At 60.8% G+C, this 19,792-nt stretch carries 20 protein-coding genes and 1 pseudogene; 12 read left to right on the top strand and 9 right to left on the bottom strand.

The features are described 5' to 3' along the window. Nucleotides 1-15: 15 nt before the first annotated feature. Genes MOV63_RS16395 through MOV63_RS16385 form a run of 3 tightly spaced genes read right to left on the bottom strand, consistent with a single transcriptional unit; the run spans nucleotide 16 to nucleotide 3,466 of the window. Nucleotides 16-1,683, bottom strand: coding sequence for a hydantoinase/carbamoylase family amidase (locus MOV63_RS16395; RefSeq protein ID WP_247034904.1), 1,668 nt, complete (start codon nucleotides 1,681-1,683; stop codon nucleotides 16-18). Then, complete coding sequence (locus tag MOV63_RS16390) at nucleotides 1,683-2,618, bottom strand: dihydroorotate dehydrogenase (protein WP_040124611.1); 936 nt, start codon at nucleotides 2,616-2,618, stop codon at nucleotides 1,683-1,685. Before MOV63_RS16390 ends, MOV63_RS16395 begins: the two co-directional genes overlap by 1 nt. Further along, nucleotides 2,618-3,466 carry a dihydroorotate dehydrogenase electron transfer subunit gene (locus MOV63_RS16385; protein WP_244447607.1) on the bottom strand — a complete coding sequence of 283 codons (849 nt, stop codon included), beginning with the start codon at nucleotides 3,464-3,466 and terminating at the stop codon, nucleotides 2,618-2,620. The genes MOV63_RS16390 and MOV63_RS16385 overlap by 1 nt, the downstream gene beginning before the upstream one ends. A gap of 348 nt (nucleotides 3,467-3,814) precedes the next feature. Here MOV63_RS16385 and MOV63_RS16380 point away from each other — a divergent pair, with 348 nt between their 5' ends. From MOV63_RS16380 to MOV63_RS16350, 7 genes are all read left to right on the top strand, one after another. After that, on the top strand, nucleotides 3,815-4,702 hold the full coding sequence (locus MOV63_RS16380; protein WP_244447618.1) for a helix-turn-helix domain-containing protein: 888 nt from the start codon (nucleotides 3,815-3,817) through the stop codon (nucleotides 4,700-4,702). A 184-nt stretch (nucleotides 4,703-4,886) separates the two neighbouring features. Next, nucleotides 4,887-5,660 (top strand): ABC transporter ATP-binding protein, encoded by a 774-nt coding sequence (locus MOV63_RS16375; RefSeq protein WP_244447608.1) that lies wholly within the window; start codon nucleotides 4,887-4,889, stop codon nucleotides 5,658-5,660. After that, entirely contained in the window at nucleotides 5,660-6,427 is a 768-nt protein-coding gene (locus tag MOV63_RS16370) for an ABC transporter permease (protein WP_040124615.1), read from the top strand. Before MOV63_RS16375 ends, MOV63_RS16370 begins: the two co-directional genes overlap by 1 nt. Beyond that, nucleotides 6,420-7,217, top strand: coding sequence for a nucleoside phosphorylase (locus tag MOV63_RS16365; protein WP_051900425.1), 798 nt, complete (start codon nucleotides 6,420-6,422; stop codon nucleotides 7,215-7,217). Before MOV63_RS16370 ends, MOV63_RS16365 begins: the two co-directional genes overlap by 8 nt. Then, nucleotides 7,214-8,218, top strand: coding sequence for an ABC transporter substrate-binding protein (locus MOV63_RS16360; protein WP_247034902.1), 1,005 nt, complete (start codon nucleotides 7,214-7,216; stop codon nucleotides 8,216-8,218). The genes MOV63_RS16365 and MOV63_RS16360 overlap by 4 nt, the downstream gene beginning before the upstream one ends. A 2-nt stretch (nucleotides 8,219-8,220) precedes the next feature. Further along, the gene (locus MOV63_RS16355) at nucleotides 8,221-8,964 is read left to right on the top strand and encodes an ABC transporter permease (protein WP_040124619.1); all 744 of its coding nucleotides are present in this window, start codon (nucleotides 8,221-8,223) and stop codon (nucleotides 8,962-8,964) included. A 4-nt stretch (nucleotides 8,965-8,968) separates the two neighbouring features. Next, complete coding sequence (locus tag MOV63_RS16350) at nucleotides 8,969-10,156, top strand: phosphopentomutase (RefSeq protein WP_040124621.1); 1,188 nt, start codon at nucleotides 8,969-8,971, stop codon at nucleotides 10,154-10,156. Here MOV63_RS16350 and MOV63_RS16345 read toward each other — a convergent pair whose 3' ends face one another. From MOV63_RS16345 to MOV63_RS16335, 3 genes are read right to left on the bottom strand one after another with little or no spacing between them, the layout of a single operon-like run. Beyond that, nucleotides 10,157-10,927 (bottom strand): ABC transporter permease, encoded by a 771-nt coding sequence (locus MOV63_RS16345; RefSeq protein WP_247034901.1) that lies wholly within the window; start codon nucleotides 10,925-10,927, stop codon nucleotides 10,157-10,159. Then, nucleotides 10,927-11,742, bottom strand: coding sequence for an ABC transporter ATP-binding protein (locus MOV63_RS16340; protein WP_051900430.1), 816 nt, complete (start codon nucleotides 11,740-11,742; stop codon nucleotides 10,927-10,929). The genes MOV63_RS16345 and MOV63_RS16340 overlap by 1 nt, the downstream gene beginning before the upstream one ends. 56 nt (nucleotides 11,743-11,798) lie before the next feature. Next, the gene (locus tag MOV63_RS16335; protein WP_040124624.1) at nucleotides 11,799-12,824 is read right to left on the bottom strand and encodes an ABC transporter substrate-binding protein; all 1,026 of its coding nucleotides are present in this window, start codon (nucleotides 12,822-12,824) and stop codon (nucleotides 11,799-11,801) included. Nucleotides 12,825-12,945: 121 nt separating this feature from the next. Here MOV63_RS16335 and MOV63_RS16330 point away from each other — a divergent pair, with 121 nt between their 5' ends. Together MOV63_RS16330 and MOV63_RS16325 are read left to right on the top strand one after the other, a co-directional pair. Continuing rightward, nucleotides 12,946-13,848: a helix-turn-helix domain-containing protein gene (locus tag MOV63_RS16330; RefSeq protein WP_051900434.1), complete on the top strand. Its 903-nt coding sequence runs from the start codon at nucleotides 12,946-12,948 to the stop codon at nucleotides 13,846-13,848. A gap of 102 nt (nucleotides 13,849-13,950) precedes the next feature. Then, a complete protein-coding gene (locus MOV63_RS16325; protein ID WP_247034900.1) occupies nucleotides 13,951-14,604 on the top strand; it encodes an HAD hydrolase-like protein in 654 nt (217 codons plus the stop codon). A gap of 373 nt (nucleotides 14,605-14,977) precedes the next feature. Here the strand turns inward: MOV63_RS16325 and MOV63_RS16320 are convergent. The 3 genes and pseudogenes from MOV63_RS16320 to MOV63_RS16310 form a co-directional block, all read right to left on the bottom strand. Beyond that, a pseudogene (locus MOV63_RS16320) lies at nucleotides 14,978-15,150 on the bottom strand (integrase); the annotation flags it as partial. Nucleotides 15,151-15,167: 17 nt separating this feature from the next. Then, nucleotides 15,168-15,554 carry a type II toxin-antitoxin system VapC family toxin gene (locus MOV63_RS16315; RefSeq protein WP_040124626.1) on the bottom strand — a complete coding sequence of 129 codons (387 nt, stop codon included), beginning with the start codon at nucleotides 15,552-15,554 and terminating at the stop codon, nucleotides 15,168-15,170. Continuing rightward, a complete protein-coding gene (locus MOV63_RS16310) occupies nucleotides 15,551-15,799 on the bottom strand; it encodes a type II toxin-antitoxin system VapB family antitoxin (protein ID WP_040124628.1) in 249 nt (82 codons plus the stop codon). Before MOV63_RS16310 ends, MOV63_RS16315 begins: the two co-directional genes overlap by 4 nt. A 576-nt stretch (nucleotides 15,800-16,375) precedes the next feature. Here MOV63_RS16310 and MOV63_RS16305 point away from each other — a divergent pair. The 3 genes from MOV63_RS16305 to MOV63_RS16295 are packed head-to-tail and all read left to right on the top strand — an operon-like array spanning nucleotide 16,376 to nucleotide 19,786. Beyond that, nucleotides 16,376-17,347: a LysR family transcriptional regulator gene (locus MOV63_RS16305; RefSeq protein ID WP_040125758.1), complete on the top strand. Its 972-nt coding sequence runs from the start codon at nucleotides 16,376-16,378 to the stop codon at nucleotides 17,345-17,347. Between the two features lie 26 nt (nucleotides 17,348-17,373). After that, entirely contained in the window at nucleotides 17,374-18,834 is a 1,461-nt protein-coding gene (locus tag MOV63_RS16300; RefSeq protein ID WP_247034899.1) for an NAD(P)-binding domain-containing protein, read from the top strand. Between the two features lie 34 nt (nucleotides 18,835-18,868). Then, nucleotides 18,869-19,786 (top strand): ABC transporter permease, encoded by a 918-nt coding sequence (locus tag MOV63_RS16295; protein ID WP_040124631.1) that lies wholly within the window; start codon nucleotides 18,869-18,871, stop codon nucleotides 19,784-19,786. The last annotated feature ends 6 nt before the right edge of the window (nucleotides 19,787-19,792 follow it).

Here is a 19,792-nt window from a genome sequence, read left to right as displayed (position 1 = left end):
GAAATCGTCGCTGCACTACAAGCTGGCAGCGCGAATTGTCGACCGCTGGCGATCAATTGCCAGGCTGCGGGCTACCCTCGATAGGGCATCAAGCCGAATCCCGGCATCTGGGTTTGCGAATGCAGCATCGAGCGTGTTGGCATATCCATCAAACCTCGACAGTTCCTGGTCGAAAACAGCGGCCTCGACCGGTTCGGCATAATATGTTTCGGCGACTTCCTGCGCCGCGAGACCCAGCATGAAATAGCCGACCACGCGATCCGGATCGTCGATGGCGGCCTGCCCGGCGGCCACAGCCGCGGCGCGATAAGCGCGCACCGCATTGCCCTTCTGGCGGATGATGTCTGTGATGTTGGAGAACATGGGACCAGTTTCCTTCGCTGATTGGCCGCCGACTGACGTTTCATGGGGATTGCCGAGGAACTCATAGAGGATGGCTGTGGCGATTTCGAAATCGCCGATCTCCATCGCCTCCTGCGGATTATGCGATCCGTTGCGGTTGCGGATGAAGATCATGCCCGACGGAATGCCGGCTGCGGAAAAGACCGCGGCGTCATGCCCACCGCCGGACGGGATCAACGTCGGCTGCACGCCGACGGTTTCCGCCGCCTCGGTCAGTCGGGCGATCAGCGACTGGCTGCAGAGCGCCGGACTGGTCCATAGCGCCTGGCCAAGATCGAAACGGACGGCGCGTTCGTTCTCGATACGCGTCACGTGCTGGAGGACGAGTGCGTGCATTGCCTCCAGCATATCGCGGTCCTGGCTGCGAACGTCGAGGCTGAATTCGACACTGTCCGGAATGCGGGAGGGGGCATGCTTCTGCTGATCGGTTGAGACCATGCCGCTGGTAACGACGAGGTCGCGGCCCTTGGCGACGAAATCATGCCAGGCGGCGTCAAGCACGTTCAGGAACTCCGCCATTGCGAGCACCGGATCGTGCCGATAGGCAAGGGGAACCGCGCCGGAATGGCCGGCTTCGCCGAAACAGGAAATTTTCTTGAAGCGGAAGTTGCCGCGAATGCCAGAAACGATCGCCGCCGGCACATTACGCTCGATAAGCACAGGCCCCTGTTCGATATGCACCTCGACATAGGCTCTGACCGCCGAGTGATCCAGGAGGGGTTTGCCGGCCCGGATCGGCGCCATGTCGATGCCGACCGCTTCCATGTGTTCATCGAGTGTGCGGCCGTCGCTTTTGTGGCGAGCGGAAAGTTCATCCTGCGAGAGCACGCCGAGCAGCGCCTTCGAGCCGATGTAACATGGGCCGAACCAGGCGCTCTCCTCGCCGCGCATGGCGATGACCTTTACCGGTTCGGGGAAACGAGCGCCTTCGCGCTTCGCCCGGACGAGACAAAGCAGCCCGGCCAGCACGCCGGCAAGCCCGTCGAAATTGCCGCCGCTGGGGACGCTGTCGACATGCGAGCCGACGAGGACATAGTGCCCGGCCCCGGCATGTTGGGGCAGCGAGAAGACGAGGTTGCGACCGGCATCCCATTCCGTCACGAGGCCTTCCGAATGGGCGAAGTCGACCAGGAAATCCAGCGTTTCAGTCTCCGCCCTGGAAAAAGCCGGACGGCTCACGCCCTCGACATCTGCGGTACGCTCGGCGATCTCGGCAAACAGCTGGGCGGCGACACCGGCAAGGTCAAAGCATGCGGGTCTTTCGAGAACGGCGGCATTCATCACGCATACTCCGCAAGGGTAATGGCTTCGTCGGCGATGTCGACCGAACCGATCAGGGCGTCGACGGAGGTGAGGCCGCGTTCTTCAAGTTCCTGTTCGAGTTCGCCGATGAGGCGGGGCATGGTCGTGGGACTGATGAACGTGGCGGTGCCCACCTGTACCGCGCGGGCGCCGGCGATCAGGTATTCCAGCACGTCGTCCACCGTCGAGATGCCGCCGCAGCCGATGACCGGGATGGAAACTGCCCGGGCACATTGGTAAGTCATGCGCAACGTAATGGGCTTCAGAGCCGGACCGGAAAGTCCGCCCATGACATTGCCGAGGCGCGCGCGGCCGGTGGCGCTGTCGATCGCCATGGCAAGCATCGTGTTGGCGGTGACGAGTGCGTCGGCGCCGGCCGCCTCGGCCGCCTGCGCGACTTCCACCACCTCGCCGGTATTGGGCGAAAGTTTTGCCCAGAGGGGAAGGTCGGTAGCGGAGCGCATCTTGCGGATCACGTCGCCGGTCGGGCCCGGCCGCATTGCGAAGGCTTTGCCGTGATCCTCGACGTTAGGGCAGGAAATGTTGACTTCGATCGCCGCGACGCCCGGCACGCTGACCTCTTCGGCGAAACGCGCGAATTCGTCGGCGGAATTGGCGGATATGCTGATCACCAACGGCGCATCGTAGTCAGCATAAAACGGCACGGTGTTCTGCAGAAACCATTCCGCGCCCTTGCTGGGGATGCCGATCGAATTCAGCATGGCGCCGTTCACCTCGCAGACCCGCGGCACCGGATTGCCGGCGCGCTTGCCTTGGGTAATGGTCTTCGTCACATGTGCCCCCAGGCAATCGAGATCGAAGACTTCGGCCAGTTCCTCGGAGAAGGTGCCGGAGGCCGGCATGATCGGGTTCTTGAGCACGAGCGCGCCGATCCGGGTGGTGAGGTCGGCCATTACAGCACCTCCTGAAGATCGAAGACCGGTCCCTCGCGGCAAACCCGGAGATTCACCGCGCCGTCCTCGCGCCGAAATGGTCGCACGCAGGCCTGGCACATGCCGATGCCGCAGGCCATGTGCTGTTCGAGCGCCACTTGTCCACCGATGCCGTGGCGGGCGCCGATCTCCTGCAGCATGCGCATCAGCCGCGCCGAGCCGCAGGTGAAGAAAGCGTCGATACCGCGGCTGCGGATCAGGCCCTCGATCAGGGGCGTCAGGCTTTCGGTATCCGAATTGCCTTCAGTATCCGTCACGGTGATGACCTCCGCGCCGAAGGAGCGGAAGAGGTTGGTCGACATCAGCAGATCGGGCGCGCGGGCGCTGCAGATCGCCGTCAGCGGCAGTCTGAGGCGAGCACATTCCTGCGCCAGCGGGGCGAGCGTCGCAAGCCCGACGCCACGGGCGATGAGCAGCGGGCGGCGCCATTCTGGGCGGATCTCGAACCCTTGGCCGAGCGGACCGACGATGTTCAGGACATCGCCGGTTTCGAGGCCGGCCAGAGCGCCGGTGCCTTCGCCTGCGACCTTGTAGAGGAACGTAAGCTCGCCCTTTTCGCGATTGCAGGAATAGATGCTCATCGGCCGGCGAAGATAAGGATGAAACCGATCCGTCTGCGGGCAGAGCAGATGAAAGAACTGCCCCGGCTGGCAATCCAGCACTGAACACGGCGCGGAAAGCGTAAGAAGGCGATATTGGCCGTTTACCCATTCATGCGCTTTGACCCGGCAGTCTACCTCATTGACGGAGTGACGCACGGGAGCGGCGGTGGGAGCGGAATCGGAGACGACGCAAAGGCTTGCTGGCATGGCGGTGTCCGGAATCAAGAAAAATAATGCCCTCGGCGGATGGACCGCCGATCGGATCGGAATGTCGGTGGGTGGGCGACGTCGGGCTTCAGCACATTGCGCTGACCGTCGCACGGGGTCGTTCGCCTTGGATCAGCGTCGGAGAAGGTGGTGGTCGGACGTCATAGGGTGCTCCCTGCGTTCGGGGTCCAAAAACAGAGCCTATTGTGGAAATGCGAAAGCTGTCAAGACGATTCTCAAAAATGAGAATTATCGCGTGAAGATTAACTACATTGCGATTATTCCAGTTTTTGTTTAAGGAGTCGAAGGTTTGGCAACAGGATGACGGGAGGAATCGCCTTGGACTTCGTGAGTTCCACAGAGGATGTCGGTCGTCGCCTTCGCGCGTTTCGGATGGGGGCGGGGTTTACCCCGGAGGAGCTCGCCGCCAAGGCCGGCGTTTCACGGGCTGCGATCTATCGCTATGAGTCCGGCAAGCCGCCGAAGGTCGACACGCTTGGCAAGATCGCGGATCTGCTTGGCGTCTCGCTGCCGACCTTGCTCGGCGTTGGCGTCGAGTATATTGCTTCTGCGGTCAGTTTCTTCGAGCGGATGCGCCAGCTTGAGGAGGATGTGGACCAGATCACCGTGATGTTCGGGCCGATTTCGTATCTACTGACGACCGACCGCTATGACGAGCTTCTGCCGACCGTACTCGATGAAAGCATTCCTCAGGACGTCAGTGACCGAAAGACGGCGATCCGGGAAATCGCAGCTTTGACGGACATCCTGAAAGCCCGCAAGGAGACGTTCCGCAGGCGCAGCCCGAGTATTGTCAGCTTGGTTTCGGCCGCGGAACTGGAGGAGTTCGGCCGTGTGGGGTTCGTCGGTGCCCATGATCATCCGGGTGTCAGGCTGTCGGAACGGCAGGCCGCCGCCCGCGCCGAAATCGAGCATATCGTGCATATGCTGCGGGAGCAGCCGATCGGCGTTCAGATCGGCGTCGTGATCGATTCCATGCCGGGCGCAAGCTTCCAGATCTTCAAGCGGGCCGATAGGGCACAGGTGGCGGTCAGCCCCTTCCGGCTTGGTTCGTTCGCCAATATCCGCGTTGGCGTCGCCACCATTACTGCGGCCGCGGAGGCGGTTCAGCTCTATGGTGGCATTACCGACCAGCTCTGGCGGCGTAGCCTCAAGGGCGATCAGGCCGCCGATTTCATCGAGAAAACCGTCCTCAAGAGACAGGCTGCCGCCTGAGTTCTATCAGGACGCGAAACACAATTGCGGACGCAATTTTGATACAAATCTCATCTTTGAGATTTTTGTTGCGCGCCTGAAAGTTTTGTGAAAGCTTGACGTCTTTCCGGGGCGGGCGGGCGGTCCAAGGGGATTTATCTCCTCGCGGATCAGTTGTTTCCCCAGCAAGGCAGGGAGTTTTTGGGTGGCGCAATCGGAGCGGATGATCGATATCGCGGGTGTTCACAAGACATTCGTGGCTGACCACGGGACGGTGACGGCGCTGGAGCCTGTCAGCATCACCATCAGGGAAGGCGAGTTCATCTCGATCGTCGGGCCGTCCGGCTGCGGCAAGTCCACGCTGCTGCGGCTGATTTCCGGCCTCGACCAGGCGACCGGCGGTTCGATCACGCTCGATGTCTCCGGCCGCAAGCGCCCGGTCGGTTTCGTCTTCCAGGAGCCCGTGCTGCTGCCGTGGAAGACCATTGTCGACAACGTCCGTTTCCCGCTCGATACAGCCGGCGTTGCCAGGGCTCAGGGCGACAAGACCGCCCTCGACCTGATCAAGATGGTGGGGCTTGCCGGTTTCGAAAAGGCGTTGCCGCGCCAATTGTCCGGCGGCATGCGCCAGCGTGCGGCGATCGCCCGCGCGCTTTCCGACGATCCGCCGATCCTGCTGATGGACGAGCCCTTTTCCGCCGTCGATCTGATGACCCGCGACAATCTCAATGACGAACTGCTGCGCATCTGGCAGTCGACCGGCAAGACGATCCTGCTGGTCACCCACAGCGTCGACGAAGCCGCCTATCTGGCCGATCGGGTGATGGTCATGACGGCCCGTCCGGGCAAGCTGAAATGCGTCCACAATGTCGAGCTTGCTCGTCCTCGTGGTGAACAGACCAAGCTGGATCCGGCCTATCATGCGCTGGTCGCCCAGCTGCGCCGCGATCTGCGGACACCGGCCGGGGAGGCGCATTGATGAACAGGCGCTTTTCCGCGGCGGTCGACTACACGCTGGCGCTTGGCGTACTCCTGTTTGTCTGGTGGTTTGCCACGGGACCGATGGCCCTGCCGGCCTTTCTCCTGCCGTCGCCGCTGCGCACCTGGAACGCGCTGGTTACCATCGCGCTCACCGGCGAACTCTGGCGGCATCTCGGCTTCACGCTGCAGAACATCGTCCTTGGCCTGATCCTCGGCTGCATTGCTGGCATTGCGATCGCCTATGTCATGACCCGCTTTCCGAGGCTCGCTGTCTGGCTCGACGGGCCGCTGGTGATCCTGCAGACGGCGCCGAAGATCGCGCTTGCGCCGCTCTTCGTCGTCTGGTTCGGCTTCGGCGTGCTCTCCAAGATCATCCTGATCTTTTCGCTGGTCTTCTTTCCCGTCTTCGTCGGTGCGGTCGCCGGCTTCCGCACGCTCGATCCGAAGATGAAGGATCTTTCGAAGCTGCTCGGCCTCAGCGCCGTGCAGCGCTTTCGTCAGATCGAACTGCCGGCGGCAATGCCGGAGATCTTCGTCGGTCTGAAGATCGGCGCGGTGCAGGCGCTGGTCGGTGCGGTTCTGGCGGAATGGATGTCCGGAAAGGTCGGGCTCGGTTACCTGATGACCTTCGCATCGGCCACCTACAAGACGCCGCTTCTGTTCGCAGCCGTCCTGATGACCGTTGTACTTGGCCTGGTCCTGCATGTCGCGCTGACCATTCTCGAACGCCGCCTTCTCTCCTGGAAGGGTGCGAAGAATGGCTAGGACCAGCGCTGCCTTTCCCTGGAAGAACGGCCGCCCGCCGCATCTGCCTTGCGGTTCCGGCGACATTGCCGAAAACGTGCTGACCCCCGGTGATCCGGATCGCGTGGCGCTGCTCGCCGACATGCTGGAAGATGTGCAGGACTTCGGCCGCAAGCGCGAATTCGCCGTCATCACCGGCAGTTACGAAGGAACGCGGCTGACCATCTGTTCGACAGGCATCGGTGGCCCGTCGACCGAAATCGCCCTTGTGGAACTCGCTATGCTCGGCGCCAGGCGCGTCATCCGGATCGGCGGCATGTCAGCGCTCGTCGCGGAATACACCGTCGGCTCATTCATCGCGGTCGACAGGGCGATCGGCGATACCGGCACTGCGATGACATACCGGGCAGCCGGAGGCGAAGCAAAGGCTTCACCGCAGATAACCCAAGGCCTCATCGCCGCCGCGGCTGAGTTAGGCCTGACATGTCGACCGGGCATGGTGGCTTCGACCGACAGCTACTATTTCGGCCAGGACCGCCGTTATCGCCCGCTCTACGATGGCGCCGATATCTCCGCCAATTTCATCGGCCGCTTCCAGGCTCAAGGTGCCGTCGGCGTCGAGATGGAGAGCGAGATCACGCTGACGGTCGGCGGGGCGATCGGCCTCGAAACCGGCTGCCTACTTGGTGTCCATGGAAATCGCGCCACCGATGATTGGCTCGACGACTATGAGGCAACCCAGCGAAACCTTCTGCGCATTGCGGGAAGGGCATTTTCCTCCACAAAATGGGAACTCAGGAGCCAACCATGATCCAGTTTCGCGTGACGACCGCGGCAAGCCTGCTTGCTCTTCTTACCTCGCCCTTCTTCGCTTCGATCGCGGGAGCGACCGACAAGGTCGTGCTGCAGATCGATGGCGCAGCCGCCCCTTTCTACGCGCCGCTTTATGCCGGCGTCGACAAGGGCATTTTCGAGAAGAACGGCATCGAAGTCGAATTCATCTATGCTGCCGCCGCCGACATCCTGACGAACATCGCCGCCGGCAATGTCGATTTCGGTTTCCCGAACGGTGATGCTGTGGTTGCGGCTGCCGCCAACGGCCTGCCGGTCAAGGTTGTCCACACGACCTATCAGCGGGGCATCGGCGCGCTTCTGGCCAAGGAATCCAGTGGCATCAAGTCCTACAAGGACCTCAAGGGCAAGAAGATCGCCGTTACCAGCCTTGCAAGCCCCAACTATCTTCAGCTCCAGGTGGGTCTCAAGCAGGCCGGCCTCAGCCTCGACGACGTCAGCGTCGAAGTTGTCGCGACCGGCGCCATCGTGCAGTCGCTTCAGGCCGGCCAGGTCGATGCGATCGTCTTCTCCGAGCTTCGCAAGTACAATCTCGAAGCCGACGGCACCAAGGTCACGATGATCCTGTCGAACGATTTCCTGCCGTCCTTCGGCAACGTCGTCGTCACCAGTTCGAAGAAGCTTTCGGCAAACCCGGATCTGGTGAAGCGCTTCACGGCCGCCGTGACCCAGTCCTATGAATGGGTCATCGATGGTCATATCGGCGACGCGCTCGACATCTCGCTTGCCAAATACACGCCGACCTGGCCGAAAGACCAGAAGGCCATTCTGACGACGGCCTTCGAACAGACCTTCGTGCCGTCCGTCTGGCAGAGCGCGCTGACCAAGCAGAAGGGCCTGGGTGCCGCCGATCTGGCCGCTTGGCAGAAAAACGCCGATATCCTGGCGCAGTACAAGGTCATCGACAGCGCCCCCAAGGCGGCCGACTTCGTCGTCGATCCGTCGACGATCGGTAAGTAGACATGATCCTGCGTGGCATAGCGGGTTTGATCGTAACCCTCGTCCTGTGGACGGCGATCGTCGTCATCTTCAGGGTTCCGGCATTTCTTCTGCCGGGACCGCTTGAGGTGTTCGCCCGGCTGCTCTTCCTGTTCGAAAACGCCAAGCTTTTCCGGCATATCGGCGTTACTCTCACGGAGATCGTCGCAGGTTTCGTGATCGGGACGGCGGTCGGCATTCTTGCCGGAGTCGTCTTCGCGCGGCTTCCCCGGGTCGAACGTTTTGCCACGCCGCTCATCCTGCTGCTACAGACAGCACCGAAGATCGCGATCGCGCCCCTGCTGCTGTTGTGGCTGGGAATCGGGCCAACACCCAAGATCGTGCTGATCGCGATCGTCACCTTTTTCCCCGTCATGTCCGGCATGGTGACCGGTCTGCGTTACGGGGAAGGCAGTTTTCGCGATCTCGCCGCCGTCTTGAAGCTCAGCCCCTGGCAGAGTTTCTGGCATATCGAGCTGCCGTCGGCGCTGCCGGCGGTGCTTGCCGGCATGGCGGTTGCAACGACGCTCGCGATGACCGCCGCCGTCATCGGCGAATTGATGGGCGCCAATGAGGGCATCGGCTATCTGCTGTCCTCCGGCCAGGAAAACAGCGATACCGCCGTTGTCATCGGCATGGTGCTCCTGCTGTCGCTGATCGGATGGGCCTTCTACGAGGTCATCGAACTGATCCGCCGCCATTCGCTCGGCCGGTTTCAACTGAGCTGATTGGATGGCGCGCGTTTTCCTCTGTGTCCTCGATTCCGTCGGCTGCGGCGGCGCGCCGGATGCGGCCCGTTATGGGGATGAAAGCTCCAATACCTTGCTTCATATTGCCGAGGCCTGTGCCGCTGGGCGCGCGGAAGAGGGGCGCAGCGGCCTCCTGAGAGTTCCGAACCTCGATGCCTTGGGATTGGGTGCCGCGATACGGCTCGCATCGGGCAGGACGGCGCCCGGTCTCGGCGCGGCACCGATCGGTCGTTGGGGTGTGGCGGAGGAAATCTCTGCCGGCAAGGATACCCAGAGCGGCCATTGGGAGCTCGCCGGTGTGGCGGTCGCCCGTGACTGGCATTATTTCCCGCGCGCGATACCGGCATTTCCGGATGATCTGATGGCCGAACTCGCAGCACGCTCCGGCATTTCCGGAACGCTTGCGAATTGCCATGCTTCGGGCACCGAGGTGCTCGACCGGTTCGGTGCCGAACACATCGCGACCGGCAAGCCGATCGTTTATACCTCCGCCGACAGCGTCGTGCAGATTGCGGCCCATGAAGCCCATTTTGGTCTCGACCGTCTGCTCGATCTTTGCCGTATCGCCGCCGAAATCTTTCATCCGCTGAATGTCGGCAGGATCATTGCCAGGCCCTTCGTCGGCGAGACGCCAGGCGCCTTTATCCGCACCGCAAACCGCAGGGACTTCGCCATCGCCCCTCCGGACGGCACGATCTGCGACCGGGTTGTTGCCGCAGGCGGTGCGGTCCATGCGGTCGGCAAGATCGGCGACATCTTTGCCTACAAGGGCATTACTGACGTCTCCAAGGGCAGCGACGACATGGCGCTCTTCGACCATGTGCTTGGCTGGTGCTGCCGTGCCGAGCCGGGCGATCTGGTCTTTGCCAATTTCATCGAGTTCGACAGTCTCTGGGGCCATCGCCGCGACGTTTCGGGCTATGCCCGTGCGCTCGAAACCTTCGATGTCCGCCTGCCGGAACTGACGGGGCGCCTGCGCAGCAATGATCTGCTGATTATCACCGCAGACCATGGCAACGACCCGACCTGGGCGGGCACCGATCACACCCGCGAGCGGGTGCCGGTGCTGGCGACCGGGCCGGGCATAAAACCCGCGGAGTTGGGTATCTGCCGGTTTGGTCATGTGGCGGAGATGATTGCGGCGCATCTCGCGCTGCCCAAAAGGGGTTGACTAGCCGCCGATGCCGAAGGTGGCGCCCCGCGTCGCCCAGCCGGTCATGCGGCGTTCTATGAAGGCGAAAATCATATACATGAGGACGCCCATGAGCGCGATGACGACAAGGCCTGCAAACACAAGCGGGATCCGGAAATTGGCGGATGCCTGGGTCATCAGCGTTCCGATACCCCGGTTGGAAGCAAGCGTTTCCGAGATGACGGATCCGACAAATGCAAGCGTGATCGAGATCTTCAGCGATGCGAACAGGTAAGGCATGGAACGTGGAATGCCGACCTTGCGGACGATATCGAGTTGACTTGCGCCCAGCGAGCGCAAGACGTCGCGCAGGTCGGTCTCGATCGTCGCGAGACCGGTCGCGACGTTTACCGCAATCGGGAAGAAGCTCAGCATGAACGCGGTGATCACGGCGGGTATGGTGCCTATGCCGAACCACACGACAAGGATAGGTACGATCGCAACCTTCGGCACCGAGTTGAAGCCGACGAGCAGCGGATAAAGGCTCGTATAGGCGAGCCTGGACGATCCCACCAGCACACCGAGAACCGCACCGAATCCCACCGCGACGGCGAAGCCGATGACCGTCGTCAGCAGCGTCTGGCTCGAATGAAACCAGATGATATAGGCGTTCTCATAAAGGGCTGCTGCGATCATCGTCGGTGAGGGCAGGACGAAAGGCGGGATATCAAAAGCTTTGCAGGCGAGCTCCCACAGGACAAGCAGAATAACCGGCAAGGCCACAGGGCCGACACGTTCCAACATGCTCATCATGCCTTTCCTGCTGGTTTTGCGGGTGCGATTTCAATCGGCATTCTTTGCGAGCGGATATCTGAGCGCAGGTCCATGACGTTTGCGTTGAACGCGGGATCCAGGAAGGTCTGCTCGCCTCTCGGCCGGCTGAACGCCGAGGTGTCGACCGTCCGAACAACCCGGCCCGGCCTGTTGGACATGACATGGACGCTGTCTGCCAGATAAAGCGCCTCTCTGAGATCGTGAGTCACCAGAATGGCCGTGAACTGCCGTTCCAGCCAGATCGCCTGCAGCACATCCCACAATTCCTCGCGCGTGAATGCGTCGAGTGCACCGAACGGCTCGTCGAGCATCAGCAGTCGCGGCTGGTGGATCAACGATCGGCAGAGAGACACGCGTTGCTGCATGCCGCCGGAAAGCTGCCACGGATAATGACTTGCGAAACTCTCCAGTCCTACGATCCGCAGAAGATCCATGGCCCGGTCGACGAATTCCTGTTTCTTCGCACGGAACTGATGGCGCTCGGGACGAACGACCTCGAGAGGGAGCAGGACGTTTTCCAATGTCGTCCGCCAGGGCAAAAGATTGGGATTCTGAAACGCCATTCCGACGATGCTGACCGGGCCTGAGATTTCGTGCTGGTCGACCAGAACGGCGCCGGTGGTGGCGGGCATCAAGCCCGTCACCAATTTCATCAGCGAAGATTTCCCGCAGCCGGACGGTCCGACCACCGCCGCGAAGGACCCTTCTTCGACCTTCATATTGAGGCCTGATACCGCCGGCGTCTTGCCGTAAGAGAGGCTGACGTCAATCAATTCGACGAGGTTCTTCATCCGGGCCGCCAGAAATGTCGTTTCGGAACGATTATGAGATGCTTGCTGGGAATTGCTTACTTCGGCGGCATCCGTTCGGCTGACGGGGGGAGGTATTCGGTCGTGTAGACCTTATCGGCTGCGGGCGCCGCGATTTTGTAGGCGTCGCTGTTCGTCTTGATCGTCAGCGCCATGCGGGCGGGATCCACGTAACCGAGACCATTCGTTTCGAACGAAGGGGATTTCAGAACACCCTTGTCCAACAGGAATTTCAGGCGTGCCGCCTCGAGTTTGACGTCATAGAGCGGTTCGATTTCCTTCATCGCCTGCATGCCGGCCTCCGGGTTTTTCAGGAGAGCGATGGTGCCGGCGATCGAGGCCTTGACGAAGCCCTTGATGACGTCCGGGTGCTTGGCAATATAGTTCGGCGTTGCAACCAGCGCGCTGCCATAAAGGTCGAGCCCATTGTCGGCATAACCGAGCACGGTGATGTCTTTTTCCGGTACGCCAGCCGAAATGAGGTTGAAGACAGACGTCGAGGAGAAGCCGGAGATCGCATCCACCTGGCCCTGCACCAGCATCGTCTCGCGTAGGTTCGGCGCGATGGTGACCCAGTTGATCGAGGCGGGGTCGATCTTGTTTGCCTGGGCAAACGCGCTGAACATCAGGCGGCTTGAATCGGCTTCCGGAGCGCCGATCTTCTTGCCGGCAAGGTCTGCAGGCGACTTGATGCCGCTTTTGGCAAGAGCAATGATCGAGTTGGGCGTCCTGTCGAACACCTGATAGAACGCAATCAGATACCGATCGGGATTTTCGGCATTGAACTTGATGAGCGAATTGATGTCGGTGAACCCGATGTCGTAGGCGCCCGCTGCGACTTTAACGATGGTATCGCCCGAGCCATAGCCCCGGTCCATGGTGACCTTCAGCCCATTGGCCTCGAAATCTTTATTCTTGAGGGCAAGACCCCAGATGGCATGGTTTCCCTGCAGGGTCCAATCCAGCGAGAACTTCACCGGCGTCAGGTTCTGCGCGATACCGGAAACGGCGGAGCCGACCAGTGTCCCTGCGGCAAGCAGGATTGCTGCAATTGCTTTCATCATTATCACGTCCCCTTTTTTTGATGTTGTAAACGGGCTATCTCAAAATTTAGACGATGTCCATAATATTTAGACAGGGCATATAAAATGAAGTATCCCTCGTTCTCAATGAGGAGAATCGCTGATGTCGGAAAGGCGAACGATGCCGGCGGAGGAGGCCGGCATACTGAAGGATATCGGCCAGCGGCTGAATGCGTATCGCCTGGCGCACGGCCTATCTCCTGAAATGCTTGCCGACAGGCTCGGCGTTTCCCGTGCCGCGCTTTACCGGGCGGAAAAAGGAGAAATCCTCAAGATTGAAACCCTCGTTCGCATCAGCCGTGTGCTGGACGTCTCTCTGCCCAATCTCCTGGGGGTAGGTATCGAATATGTGGATACCGCCTTGGGTTTTTTCGAGCGAATGCGTCAGATTGAGGCCGAGAGCGAGCAGATCATCGGCTTCTTCGGTCCGCTTTCCTATCTCCTGACCTCATCCGCATATGACGAGATGCTCGCGCTTGCGATGGATGACCTGAGATCCAAGGACGACGAGACCGCGACGGCTATCGACAGGCTTCTTTCTGTCCTCCGGCAGCGTAAGGAAGCCTATCAACGCCGCCGTCCCCTCCTGGTCAACCTGATCGCAGCCTCCGAGCTGCGGCGGTTTCTGTCGAATGGGCTGATTGGGCGCGATGATCTCTCAGCTTCGGACCGGCGAAATCGACAGTCCATGGCCAGGGCCGAGGTCAAACACATTGTCGAGCTCGTCAAAAAGCCGTCGATCGGCGTTCAGATAGCGGTTGTGCCCGGCCTTGTTCCGGCGACGAATTTTCAGATCTTTAGGCAGGCGGGGCGCTCTGTTCTCGCGATCAGTCCGTTTCGCCTTGGAGAACAGCCAAACGTCAGGGTCGGGGTCGGGATCATCACCGCATCGCTCGAAGGCGTGAAATTGCATGAGGAAATTGCCCGCAGGATGTGGGAGAGCGCGCTGAAGGGCGAGGATGCGATCGATCTCATCAGCAGCATGATGGCTGAAACGCGACATTGAAAATGTTGCACAGGACCGATCCAGTTCGCAGAACCGGATGCATCGCTCGCCATCCCTACATCATTTATTGAGCCTTTATATGATCGGAAAGTGAGTTTCCTTATGTCTTCGCCTTCAGCCATTCTTCTCGACCTCGATGGGACCTTGATCGACTCAGAGCCGGGCATCCTGTCCAGCTGCCGCGCGGCCTTGCGGGCTCTCGGCCATACGACAGATCCGGCAATGGACATCGCCTCGATCATCGGGCCGCCGATCGAAGACGTCATGCGCTATCTTCTCCAGCCATTCGGCGACAGTCGCGTGTCGGAAGCGGTCGAGGCATATCGTGAAGACTATGGGACGAGGGGCCTGCTGCTCAGCGAGCTCTACGACGGAATTGCAGACGCTCTTTTTGCGATACGGGAAACGGGTGTGAGCTTATATCTGGCAACGTCGAAACGGGCGGTGTTTGCTCGCAGGATTCTTGAGAACAAAAAACTGGCTCCGCTTTTCGACGGCATCTACGGTTCGGTGCCCGGCCAGGATATCGACCACAAGCCGGAATTGATCTCCCACATTCTGGCGGAGAACGGTCTGACCGCGGATCAGTGCATCATGGTCGGCGATCGCAAATTCGACGTCGCTGGCGCTCATGCCAATCGCATGCGGGCGATTGGCGTCCTCTGGGGATATGGCAGCCGCGAGGAACTGGAGATCGCCGGGGCGGACCGCTTGATCGGGACGCCTGCCGAATTGCTTGGCAGTCTTCGATGGTGACCCTGATGTCCATCATCCAAGGCGATAGATCGAGCACGTCGAGGATTTGAGAAGTTAAGCGCGCCACGACACGACGGTAGCGTATATCTGTTCGATTTGGAACATGCGGTGATCACGCTGTGAGGATGGACATTTCTCGCCTCGGGTCGAGGACGTGGTGGTATTCACAGCGGACAGTTTTGCTTATTTTCGAATCCGGTCTGGCAGCCCTATCCCTCGGAATGAAGCAGGCCGCTGGCCTTTGGTCTGATCCTGGACGCCAAGCGGCGCGACATCGGAGCCACCGCGTCCGCCTGTGCCTATCTCACGCCCGCCTCGGAAGGCGGAAGCAGTGATTCGAGGCTGATCGCCTGACGGTGAACCCGCTGATGGGCCGACACCAGGCGGCGGATGCTTTCAGTCCGAGGCGTAGGCCTTACGGGTATTGGCGGAGCTTGCCGCCTCGACATAACCACGGGCACGTTCGGCCAGATCTTGCCGATGCGCCAGCAGGGCAACGGGCTCGTTATCAGCCAGCACGATGGCTTGAGCGGATCCGGTCGACATTGCATCGTCGGTCGTGGTTACGCCGCCTGGACATCGGTTTGAGAGAAGTCGTTACCCTTGAACAGCAGCGGTTCGCCAGTCGCTTTCGCTAGAGCATAAGCAAAGCAGTCGCCGAAGTTGAGACCGGCCTTGTGACGGCCTTTACCGAAATCTGGAAAAGCTTGTCGGGCCAGTTCGCCGTGATCAAGAGTGACAGGCTCGACGATGATGCCGGCGCGCCGGAGGAAAGCCTCCGCCTGGCGCATACCATCAGGGCCGAGCTGGCCTTCCACCACCATCGACAACTCCACGTAATTCGCTACGCTGATCCGCGTGAGCTCGACGTCATGGATGGCCTTAACAAACCTTGCCGCCTCGGGCTCACGATAAAGAATTGCGACCAGCGCCGAAGTGTCGACGATCATTTTGGTAGGCCGTTCTCGTCATAAAGGAAATCAGCATGATCGACATAGGGGCGTTTGACGTTCGCCGCAGCGCGATCTGCGATCGCGAGAAGCTCCTCGACGCTGGCCCGGCCTTTTCGGCGTTCGATCTTGGCAAAACGCTCACGCAACGCCTCGGTGACGACACGGGTCATGCTTTCTCCCGTGGCGTGGGAGATCGCCTGTGCCAGGCGATGGGCTTCCGGATCCTTGATGCTGAGGCTCATGTGGGATAGCTCTCATATAGAAAAATAGCGTTCTTTCTAGATTTCTACATAAAATATTGTCGCATTCAAGTGTGCAAGATAACGTCGATAATGCAAGATTATCGGTCATTGGGGCCCGAATTTGGCTGCGCGAACCCTGGAAAGCCGCCAAAATTCCCGCTCGATGTCAAAAGATGTCAGATAGCCGAGCGATGCGGGCTTTACGCGCAGGCTGCTCATGAAGGGGCATTGCAAGGGTCTCAGGTTTGCGATCGCTTTCATCGCATGCAAATCTGCGGCTCGCTATCGAAGGACAGATGAGCCTCTCCGGCCGCTACCGGCATCCGCAACAAAACGCGGGTGGCCGCTTCTTCGACGTTGTTGACCTGGTCAACCGGCTGGAAACGGAAACGCGTAACGGCAAGCACAGTCGGATCGTCGTCATTGGCGCAACCTCGTGTTCCCATTGGCCTGATGAAGAGAGGGTCTACTGCCCGGCTTATCATTTGAGCAATTTATACGTTGCGCATTTTTTTGAGTATGCGATATTTGAATTAACAATAGTCAATGCTGCATTTTGCGCATTATGGGTCGGCGATGGAAATCAAGCAGCTGGAAGTGTTCCTCGCAGTCATGTCGGCAGGCAGCATCACCGCCGCCGCCCGGCTGCTCGACCGCTCGCAGTCGCAGGTGACGCGGCTCATTCAGGAACTCGAATCCTCCGTCGGCTTTGCGCTTTTTGACCGCAACGGTCCCCGCATCACGCCGACATCGCGGGCGGTCGCTTTTCATTCGGATGCCGAGCGTTTCCTGACCGGCATCGGCCAGCTCAAGGAGCGTGCCAGGAATATTCTCTCGGAAGAGCCGGCGCCGATCGAGATTGCCGCGATCCCGGCATTTGCCAGTGGATTGGTGCCGCTCGCGCTTGCGGAAATGCCGGCGGACCTCATTCCGCGGAATGTGCATCTGCGCAGCATTTCGGCCGAGGCGGCCGTCCAGTCGGTGCTTGCCCGCACCGCGGATTTCTGCGTCGCCTCGCTGCCGGTCGAGCATCCGGGCCTTGATGTGCATGGCCTGTTTCAAGCGCCTTGCGTCGCCGCGGTGGCGGCGGACGACCCCCTGGCGGGCAAGGATGTCATCTCCGTTCGCGACCTGGCCGACCGTTGCCTCATCACCATGGCCAATCCTTTCCGACTGCGTCGCCGCGTCAATCAGGCGCTGCAGGCGGCCGATGTCCGGCCATCGCGCGTCGTCGATACCAATGCGGCGCTGAATGCGCTGCAGCTCGCCTCCACGGGTTTCGGCGTCTCGATCGTGGAGCCCGCGACCGCCTATGGCCTGCAGCTCAAGAACGTCGAGATCCGCCCGCTCGATGTCGACATCCCATTTCTTTGGGGCATTTTCTCGGCCGCTTCCAAGCCGCTTTCGGAAGGCGTTCTGGAGCTCATCCAGTTGATCACCAGGATGTCGGCCGCCCGCATACCAGGTTTCGTGGCACACGATCCGGGCCATATCGAACGCGTGGCGGATGCCACTTTCGGCGCTGGCGCGAACGCACAGGAGCAATGATTGTGAAGGCGCAGGATGCACAGCGGATGAAAGGCCTAGAAGCGCTTGAACTGCGGCTTGCCGAAGACCTGTCGTTTCTCGAGCTCCCTCCCAAGGAGTGGGTGCCGCCGACCGAATATGATGGTGTAAAAGTTTTCGATACCGTCGTAATCGGCGCCGGCATGTGCGGCCTGGTGGCGACCGCATCGCTGAAAATGCTCGGCATCCATAACGTCGTCTGCCTCGACCGCTCTCCCCAAGGGCAGGAGGGGCCGTGGGTGACGTTCGCGCGCATGGAAACGCTACGCTCTCCCAAGCAGCTGCCGGGGCCGGCGCTGGGCCTGCCGGCGCTGACATTCAGGGCATGGTATGTTTCACAGTTCGGCGCGCAGGCATGGGACGCGCTCGGCAAGATTCCCAAATCGCAGTGGATGGACTACCTGGTCTGGTACCGCCGCGTGCTTCAACTGCCGGTCCGCAATCTCGTCACCGTCACCGAAATGATCCCGGTCAGCCAAGACCTGATCGCTCTCGACGTTTGGGATGCTGAACGCTGCAGACAGGAACGACTTTATGCGCGGCATGTGGTTCTGGCGACCGGCCGCGACGGCCTCGGCGGCGGTTACGTGCCGGAATTCGTCGAGCGCGTACGGTCAAAATTCTGGGCCCATTCCGCCGACGAGATCGATTTCCCGGCCCTGAAAGGCAAGCGCGTCGCGGTCGTCGGGGCGGGGGCTTCCGCCATGGACAATGCTGCAACCGCGCTCGAAGCCGGTGCAGGCCAGGTCGATATGATCATCCGGCGCAAGGAACTTCCCCGCATCAACAAATTCACCGGCATTGCCAGCCAGGGTGTCGTCCAGGGTTTTGCCGGCCTCAGCGATGCGTGGAAATGGAAATTCCTCGACTATGTGCTCGGCGCCCAGACGCCGCCGCCGCGCGATTCCACCCTGCGGGTGTCGCAACATCAAAACAGCCGGTTTTTCCTCGGCACGGCGGTGACCGGCCTGCGGGAAAGCGGCGACCATATCGTCGTCGAAACGAGCGGCGGCGATGTCGACTATGATTTCGCGATCTTCGCCACCGGCTTCCGGGTCGATCTCGATCGCCGCCCCGAACTCAAGCATTTTGCGCCTTATATCCAGTTCTGGAGCGACGTCTTCACGCCCGAAAAGGGCATGGAAAACGGCGAGCTCGCCACATCTCCCTATCTTGGTCCCGATTTCGAATTTCTCGAAAAGCTTCCCGGCAGCTGCCCGTCACTGCATCTCGTCCATTGCTTCAACTATCCGGCCTCGCTCAGCCACGGCAAGTTGTCGGGCGATATACCGGCGGTCAGCGACGGCGGTCGTCGGCTTGCGCGCGGCATCGCCCGCAATCTCTTCGTCGCCGACCGCGAAACCCATTTCGCCAATCTCGTCGCCTTTGAAACGCCGGAGCTGCTCGGCGACGAGTGGACGGATTCCGCCGCGATGATCCCGGCCCTCCTCAAGGGAGCGGCCGAATGACGACCGTCATTCTCTATGCTGCGAGGTACTGGCCGTGACCCGCTATCTTGTCGGCAAGCTGGCAGAATCGCTGCTCGCCATATGGGGCGTGGTCACGATCGTTTTTTTCGTGAGCCGCGTTCTCGGCGACCCGGCCGTGCTTCTGCTGCCGGTCGGCGCCGGCCAGCAGGACCTCGACGCGCTTCGGGCTTCGCTTGGCCTCGATCGCCCGATCCTTGAACAATATCTCATCTCCGTTCTGGCCATGGTCCGGGGTGATTTCGGCATTTCGTTCCAACACCAGCGCCCTGCCATGGATGTCGTTCTCGAACGCATGCCTGTGACCGCCACGCTCGCCGGTACCGCGCTTTTGTTCGGGACGCTGATCGGAGCGGTGGCCGGTGCCATCGCGGCGCTGAAACGCGGCACCATCTCCGAGTTCATCGTCATGGTGGCGGCTCTTCTGGGCCAGGCGACACCGGTTTTCTGGCTCGGCATCATGCTGATCCTGGTCTTTTCGGTCGATCTCGGCTGGTTCCCGACGGGCGGCTCGGGAACCATCGCGCATCTGGTGCTACCGGGACTGACGCTGTCGGTCTTCGTGTCGGCCTCGATCGCCCGTCTGCTCCGATCGTCGCTGCTCGACATCATGCGCGAGGATTACGTTCGAACCGCGCGGGCCAAGGGCTTGCTGCCGCGCACCGTGTTCTTCTGGCACATCGCACGAAACGCGCTGATCCCGGTGATTACGATGATCGGCATCATCGCCGGCGAGCTTCTCGGTGGATCGGTGGTCATCGAAACTGTGTTCGCCTGGCCCGGCGTCGGGCGCATCATCATGCAGGCGATCCAGGCCCAGGATTTCCCGGTCATCCAGGCGGGGGTCGCGCTGGTCGCTGCCATCTTCATCGTCGTCAACCTGTTGGTCGATTTGCTCTATGGCGTGCTCGATCCGCGCATCCGTCGGCGATAGGTGCGG

This window comes from Neorhizobium sp. SHOUNA12A (genome assembly GCF_023006505.1).
GTDB lineage: Bacteria > Pseudomonadota > Alphaproteobacteria > Rhizobiales > Rhizobiaceae > Neorhizobium.
Note: the sequence above shows the minus strand (reverse complement) of the source record. Positions and strands in the feature narration are given on the sequence as shown.